Origin of the sequence: Bacteroides sp. Ga6A2 (assembly GCF_000702225.1) — a bacterium.
Classification (GTDB): Bacteria; Bacteroidota; Bacteroidia; order Bacteroidales; family Bacteroidaceae; genus Ga6A1.
In genome coordinates this window covers 98,327-105,567 of sequence record NZ_JNKX01000016.1, presented here as the reverse complement: position 1 = coordinate 105,567, position 7,241 = coordinate 98,327, and the positions used below count along the sequence as shown (strand labels likewise).

The following is a 7,241-nucleotide window of genomic DNA, read 5'->3' as shown; positions in this document are numbered from 1 at the left end:
AAAAAGATATTCAGGTGGTTATAGCAGTGAGGTTCCACCTCTTCCCATTCCGAACAGAGAAGTTAAGCTCACTCACGCCGATGGTACTGCGATACGATGTGGGAGAGTAGGTAGCCGCCGTTTTTAAGAATAGAGAGTCCTCCTCAGGTCAATGCCTGAGGGGGACTTTTTGCGTTTGTGTGAATCTATCTAAAACGGGTCAAACTCCAGAAAATATGTTGTTCGGCAACAAACTTCCGTATTTTATCTTCTTGAAATGTTAAAAATTTGAGAGAAACGAAAAAATATTAACATTTTTTATGAATTATTACATTTAATTTTTATATTTGCGAAAAGCAAAATATTTAAAATAAGTGTTATTATGCGGAAGATTGTTTATATGTTAGCTATGCTATTGGTGGCTCCAACGGTGATGTGGGCTGCTTCAATAGGAGACGGCGAGATCGCTATGGCTCGCAAGAAATTTGAACCGCTTATCAAAGAGGTTAAAATTGACAAGGACAAGGAAGACGTGTATTACATTGTAAATGCTGAACTTGCTGAGAAATACCTTGAAAGGAATCTGCAAAATAACATGTCTTCTACAGAAAAAGAACTTTTGCCGTTGATGTACATGTGTACCGAGGATTTGAATAAACTTATTCTGAACAATCAGGATATAAATGATGAAGCTGCAATTGCTGAGGTATCTAAGGCCATGGGATTACGCGACAAGTTTCAGACTAAGATAGATGAATATAATGCGTGGGTTGAAGCCAAACGTGAGATTGCTATGACTGCAAAGGCAAAGCGCGAGGCAGAATTAGCCAAGAAAAACGCCGATTATCTTGCCACCCTTACTCCTGAGCAGAGAGCCAAGTATTCGGAGGCGGAAAACATGTTTGTGGAGTTCACAAGGGCAAAGGCGCTGGTCGATGGTATAGGTTTGCAGACAAAAGACGATATTACAGACCAAATTGGTGACTATTTCGATGCCGACAGAGACGGAGGCGTTGCATATCGTTTCGGCTCAAAGAGTATCAACATAATATATGCGAATAACATATTCTGCAAGATTACTTTCCGTCTGTATGGCGAAGAGGCTGCAAGATATGAATATTCTATAACTGACGGCGATTCGGGCTTGAAATATGAAAGAAGTTATGCTGTACACAATTTCAAGGTTAAGAGCAGTCCTGACGAAGGAACTGACGACAACTGCGAAGTGCGAGTATTCAAAAACAAGAAGAAGACGACCTGTGAGGTCTTCCATGGAGTAGATTTTACAGAGTTCTCATTCTATAACTTTAATGTTGCAAAGTAAAAATAACATTATAAACAATCGAAAGAACTTCAGGGGGGGCGAGCATGTGAATGTTTGTCTCCTTTTAATGCTGTTCTGGCTGGTGCCTTTCGCTGGTATGGCGCAGGACAGCGTTGCACTCAAGCCTAACAAGATTGTCGAGAGTACATTCTCGGCAGGCGTAGGCTCGTCGAACGTGCTTGACACTTACCTTTCTCCACTGAATTATAAAGGAACGGAACTGCGCCTTCAGTATGACCGCTTCAGACTTACAAAGATGATGGGTGGGAAAGTTGGCGTGCAATATCAATATTCCTTGTTTGCCTCGAATGTGAAAAACGATGCTAAGACAGCCGAAGAGTGGGCTGGAATGGCATACGCAGCCCTTGGATATTTTTACAACGCAAACAGCCAGAACGCTTTTGGAGTCAAGAATCTGTCTGTAATGTTCGGTCCGCAGGCGGAATTTGGTTTTGGTGGTGTGTATAACGACCGAAATTCTAACAATCCGGCAAATGCTAAGGTTTATCTCGACCTGAAGGCTTCGGCTATGATAAAATACAAACTGGAGATTCTGAATTATCCGCTCTGTCTGTCTAATCGGATTTCTGTTCCGCTGGCGGGACTGGCTTTTTCGCCCGAATATCAGCAGTCATATTACGAAATTTTTGGACTCGGATATTATGGCGGTGTAGTGAATCCGACGACATTCGTGTCGCGCCCGTCGCTCAGAAATCAGTTTTCTGCCGATTTCCCTTTAAATAGTAGTCTGATAAGAATTTCCTATCTCTTTGAGGCAGACCAACTGAAAGTGAACAACCTGAAATTCCATTCATATTCGAATATTTTTATGATTGGTTACGTTAAACACCTTTTCCGCCTGCGCGGAAAGTACAAAAATTAGGATATGAAGTTGAAAATTATTCTCATATTTTTTGTCGGTGCCCTGTTTTTCTCTTGTGTAGAGGAAGAACAGTACGACAACTCGGCAAAAGGCAATTTTGAGGCATTGTGGAAGGTTCTGGACGAACACTATTGCTTCTTCGACTATAAAAAAGAGGTGATTGGGCTTGACTGGAACGAGATTCACGATAAATATGCCGTGAGAATTAGCAACAATATGACAAATGCCCAGTTGTTTGAGGTGCTTTGCGATATGCTGTCAGAACTTCAGGACGGACATGTAAACCTTTATGCGGCGCACGATGTGGGCAGAAACTGGAGTTGGTATGAGAATTATCCTGCAAACTTCAGTTCGGACGTGCAAAAGAAGTATCTTGGAAACGATTATATGATTGCTTCGGGCATTAAATACAAGATTCTCGACGACAATATCGGCTATATCTTTATTGAGAGTTTTTCTGATGGCATAGGTGACGGCAATCTGTCGCAGGTACTCAGTGATTTGGCAATCTGTAACGGAGTTATTGTTGATGTGCGCGACAATGGCGGAGGAAATATAACCACCTCGCAGAAGGTTGCAAACCGATTCTGCAACGAGAAGAAACTTGTTGGCTACATCTGCCACAAAACAGGCAAGGGACACTCTGATTTCTCTGAACTGAAGCCGATGTATCTTGAGCCAAGCGACGGCGTAAGATGGCAGAAAAAAGCCGTTGTACTTACAAACCGCCAATGTTACAGCGCAACAAACTCATTTGTGAACGAAATGCGCTATTGCCCTAATGTTACAATCGTTGGCGACAAGACTGGCGGTGGCTCGGGCCTGCCGTTCTCTTCGGAATTGCCTAAGGGTTGGAGCATAAGATTTTCAGCGTGCCCGATGTTCGATGCAGAGAAGAAGCAGATAGAATTTGGCATCGAGCCGGACATTTACGTTGATATGCGTAGCGAAGATGCTCTGAGGGGTATCGACACGCTCATTGAGTATGCAAGAAATATGTTAGGCGGAAAGTAAGCGACTGTTAAAAGGTTATGAAACCGATGAAAATAGGGATGGATCCGAAATATTTCGACAAAAATATTTGCTGAATTGAAAATATGTTGTATCTTTGCATCCGTTAAAACAAAACGTCTATCGCGCGTGTGGTGAAATTGGTAGACACGCCAGACTTAGGATCTGGTGCCGCGAGGCTTGTAGGTTCGAGTCCTATCACGCGCACTACCAATAATAGAGCTGAATGTTAAATCATTCGGCTCTTTTTTTGTATAGAAAAAGTCCATGGATTCCCAAAAGAGTAGTAGACTTACAGATAAATTCTGGCGATTAAAGTGCCAAAAGTCCATTTTTGTTTCATTGGCAAGTGTTACAAAAGTCCAAAATATATAGCAAAGGAGATGAATTCAATCAAAATAACCATCTGAAAAAACGTAGTTCTGTGGTAACTCCTATCAGATGCTTATTGTAAAAACGACATAAAGATACAGAATTTCGTCATTTGATATTGCTGACTAGAAAACAACAATTCATGTTTTGTTATTAGTTGCGAAAATATGGTCGTGTTACTTTGAAAATAATCTGTGAAAAGCCCCGATATTTATCTTTTATTCAAGGCAACAAATAGACGAAAATCTGATTTTAGGGACCTTGATAATAAGGTGGTAAAAACGAGTCATTAGAAAGATGGCTTGTATTCTTCCCCGAATTGTAAGGTTGTTTCCTAATTGTAAAGATTAACTGAAAAAGACTGTTGTTTCAAGTGTGTTGGAATGTTACAAATACGTCTATGTAACAAATCGCCACCCTTTATGTAACGATAAAACACCGGCGTTAATACCTAAAAATGCTACATTTGCCCGAAATATCATGTATAACACTTTTTTAATTATGAATCTAATTTCAAGAAAGCAAGCACTTGTTGCTGGTGCATGTATTGCATTCCTGATTGGCGGGCAAGTTGCTCCTGTATTTGCTGCCGATATTGTGAATGCAGCAACTGCTACCCCTTCAGTAAGGTCGGTAACGGGAACAGTCGTTGACCAAAATGGTGATCCAATCATCGGTGCAAACGTTGTAGTAAAAGGTACTCAAAACGGTACAATTACCGATTTTGACGGTAACTTTAAGCTTGACGCTCCTCAGGGCGCAGTCCTCGAAGTTTCTTACATCGGTTACATTACAAAAGAAGTAAAGGCCGACAACTCATCTGGCAGATTGAAGATACAGCTTGATGAGGATACCAAAATCATCGACGAGGTTGTTGTCGTTGGTTACGGTACACAGCGTAAGGAGGCCGTAACAGGATCTGTTGCTTCTGTGCGAGGTGATATCATGCGTGAGGTTCCGGGTGCTGATATCACTCAGGCTATGCAGGGACGTGTTGCCGGTGTTCAGATGATGCAGACTTCATCTAAGCCAGGTGCAAGTATGCAGATTCGTATTCGTGGTACCCGTTCGCTTAACGCAAGTAACGACCCATTGATTGTATTGGACGGTATTCCATTTGCTGGTAGCATCAACGATATCGATCCAAACAACATCAAGTCTATGGATATCTTGAAGGATGCATCTGCAACTGCTATTTACGGTAGCCGTGGTGCAAACGGTGTAATCCTCATTACTACTAACAACGGTTCGAAGGGCATGGCTCCTGTTGTTAAGTATAATATGTATGTTGGTGCAAAGACAAACTTTGCCAAGTACCCAATGATGGACGGTGCAAAGTTTGCTAAACTTCGTCAGATTGCAGGTAAGTATCAGAACAGCCTTGACGAAAGCGATACAACAAATACAGACTGGCAGGATTTGCTGTTCAAGACAGCGTTCACAACAAACCAGGATTTCTCTGTAACTGGTGGTTCAAGTGCTAACAACTATAATATTGGTGCTTCTTACTATCGCGACGAGGCAACAATCCCAACACAGAACTTTAACCGTTATGCTTTGCATGCAAGCCTCGATCAGGAAATCGGTAAGTATGTAAAGGCTGGTTTGAGCATCAATACAAACTACAGTATTACTCACAACGGTAACCTTGGTATCTACAACACTCTTAGCGCATCTCCACTTATCAATCCGTATAACGAAGACGGTACTTTGAAGGATGTTGTTGCAATGCCTATGGATAAGCAGTGGACTTACACTCGCGACCGTATCGAAGGCTTGGGCGATAAGTACAAGGATCAGACCAACGCATTTGGTACATACAATACATTCTATGGCGAGGTAAAAGCCCCATTCCTTGAAGGCTTGAAATATCGCATCAACTTAGGTTTGAACTACCGTCACAATAAATATGGTACATATACAGCACAGGGCGTATTCAGCGATTCACCTTCAGCAAACTCTTCAGGTGCTAACCGCAACGAGACAACTTGGAACTGGGCTGTTGAGCACATTCTTTCATACGACAAGACATTCGGTAAGCACTCATTCAATGCTGTTGCTTTGTATTCTGCTGAAAAGACTCACTATGACAAGCAGGAAATGGGCGGTACAGAGTTCCCTGTTGACCAGCACTTGTGGTACAACATCGGTAACGCAAAGAATATAACAGTTAGTCCAGGAAACCAGGGATTCTATGAGTCGGGACTTGTGTCATACATGGGCCGTATCATGTACAACTATGATGAGAAGTACATGGCAAGCGTAACTCTCCGTCGTGATGAGTCTTCACGTTTGGCTGAGGGACATAGAGGACACACTTATCCCGCAGTCAGCTTGGGTTGGAACATGGCTAAGGAGAACTTCCTTTCTGACGTTGAAGTTGTTGAGAACTTGAAGCTTCGTGTTGGTTATGGTGAGACTTCTAACCAGTCTATCGACCCTTACAAGACTCTTGGTACATTGGCAACACGCGCATACAACTTCGGTCCTACTGGATATGCAACTGGTTACTATGTAAGTGAGCTTCCAAACTCAGAACTTGGTTGGGAGTATTCTAAGACATGGAACTTCGGTGTTGATTTCTCTCTGTATAACGGCAGATTGAGCGGTACTGCTGAGTACTATATTCAGAATACAGAGAACATCCTTCTCCCTGTCAGCCTTCCAAGCACATCAGGTGTAGGTAGTTACATGGCAAACATCGGTAAGTCACGCAACAAGGGTTTCGAGTTGTCTCTTAACGGAGTAATCTTCGAGAACAAGGAAGGATGGAGCTGGGAAGCTGGCGTTAACTTCTATTGCAACCGCAACGAGTTGACAGAGCTTACTAAGACATACGACCAGAACGGTAACTTGAAGAACGTAACAGAAGATGAGAGTAACGGCTGGTTCGTTGGTCACCCAATCAATGTTGTTTACGACTACGAGAAGATTGGTATCTGGCAGAAGGGCGAGGAAGAACTTCTTAACATTCAGGAGCCAGGTGGTAATGTTGGTATGATTAAGGTTAAGGGCGGATATTATACACAGAAGGAAGCTGATAACGGTCAGATTCCTGAAGGTAAGAGCGTAGGCGACCCTCGTGCGGTAAATGCTAGTGACCGTCAGATTATCGAGCTTGACCCATCTTGGGAAGGTGGTTTCAACACTCGCGTTTCTTATAAGAACTGGGATTTGTCGGTAGTTGCTTCATTCCGTCATGGCGGTAAGCTTATCAGTACATTGTACGGTAGCTCTGGTTACTTGAACATGTTGACTGGTCGTAGAAACAACATCGACGTTAACTACTGGACAGAGGATAATCCAACTAACGACTATCCATTCCCAGGCGGTATCCTTAGCGGTGATAACCCTAAGTATGGTCAGACTCTTGCATTCTTCTCTGGTTCATATCTTAAGTTCCGTACTATCACTCTTGGCTACAACTTCAAGGGCGATTGGATGAAGAAGGCTGGTTTGAAGAGCTTGAGAGCATACGCAACTGTAACAAACCCATTCGTTTTGTTCTCTCCATATCATAGCGAGAGCGGCATGGACCCTGAGACTAACTCTCGTGGTAACGAGAACCAGGCTTCAGCAGCATATAGCAGCAAGGTGCTTGTTGTTGGTTACAACACTCCAACTACTCGCAACTACTTGTTCGGACTTAATGTTACATTCTAATTAAACTAT

4 protein-coding genes, 1 tRNA gene and 1 rRNA gene are annotated in these 7,241 nt (G+C 42.7%); all 6 read left to right on the top strand.

Annotated elements, in window-relative coordinates:
- Positions 1 to 10 precede the first annotated feature (10 nt).
- Positions 11 to 123 (top strand): 5S ribosomal RNA (gene rrf / locus T538_RS0105700).
- A gap of 238 nt (positions 124 to 361) precedes the next feature.
- Positions 362 to 1,303 carry a hypothetical protein gene (locus tag T538_RS0105695; RefSeq protein WP_031532525.1) on the top strand — a complete coding sequence of 314 codons (942 nt, stop codon included), beginning with the start codon at positions 362 to 364 and terminating at the stop codon, positions 1,301 to 1,303.
- Positions 1,304 to 1,370: 67 nt separating this feature from the next.
- Positions 1,371 to 2,186: a DUF3316 domain-containing protein gene (locus tag T538_RS0105690; RefSeq protein ID WP_031532526.1), complete on the top strand. Its 816-nt coding sequence runs from the start codon at positions 1,371 to 1,373 to the stop codon at positions 2,184 to 2,186.
- Between the two features lie 3 nt (positions 2,187 to 2,189).
- Positions 2,190 to 3,200 (top strand): S41 family peptidase, encoded by a 1,011-nt coding sequence (locus tag T538_RS0105685; RefSeq protein ID WP_031540897.1) that lies wholly within the window; start codon positions 2,190 to 2,192, stop codon positions 3,198 to 3,200.
- Between the two features lie 122 nt (positions 3,201 to 3,322).
- Positions 3,323 to 3,404: transfer RNA gene (locus T538_RS0105680), tRNA-Leu, on the top strand.
- A 666-nt stretch (positions 3,405 to 4,070) separates the two neighbouring features.
- Complete coding sequence (locus T538_RS0105675; RefSeq protein ID WP_031532528.1) at positions 4,071 to 7,232, top strand: SusC/RagA family TonB-linked outer membrane protein; 3,162 nt, start codon at positions 4,071 to 4,073, stop codon at positions 7,230 to 7,232.
- Positions 7,233 to 7,241: the final 9 nt, after the last annotated feature.

Coding starts and splice junctions, on each gene's coding strand:
- T538_RS0105685 (WP_031540897.1), top strand. CDS start 2,190: ATGAAGTTGAAAATTATTCTCATATTTTTTGTCGGTGCCCTGTTTTTC.
- T538_RS0105695 (WP_031532525.1), top strand. CDS start 362: ATGCGGAAGATTGTTTATATGTTAGCTATGCTATTGGTGGCTCCAACG.
- T538_RS0105675 (WP_031532528.1), top strand. CDS start 4,071: ATGAATCTAATTTCAAGAAAGCAAGCACTTGTTGCTGGTGCATGTATT.
- T538_RS0105690 (WP_031532526.1), top strand. CDS start 1,371: ATGCTGTTCTGGCTGGTGCCTTTCGCTGGTATGGCGCAGGACAGCGTT.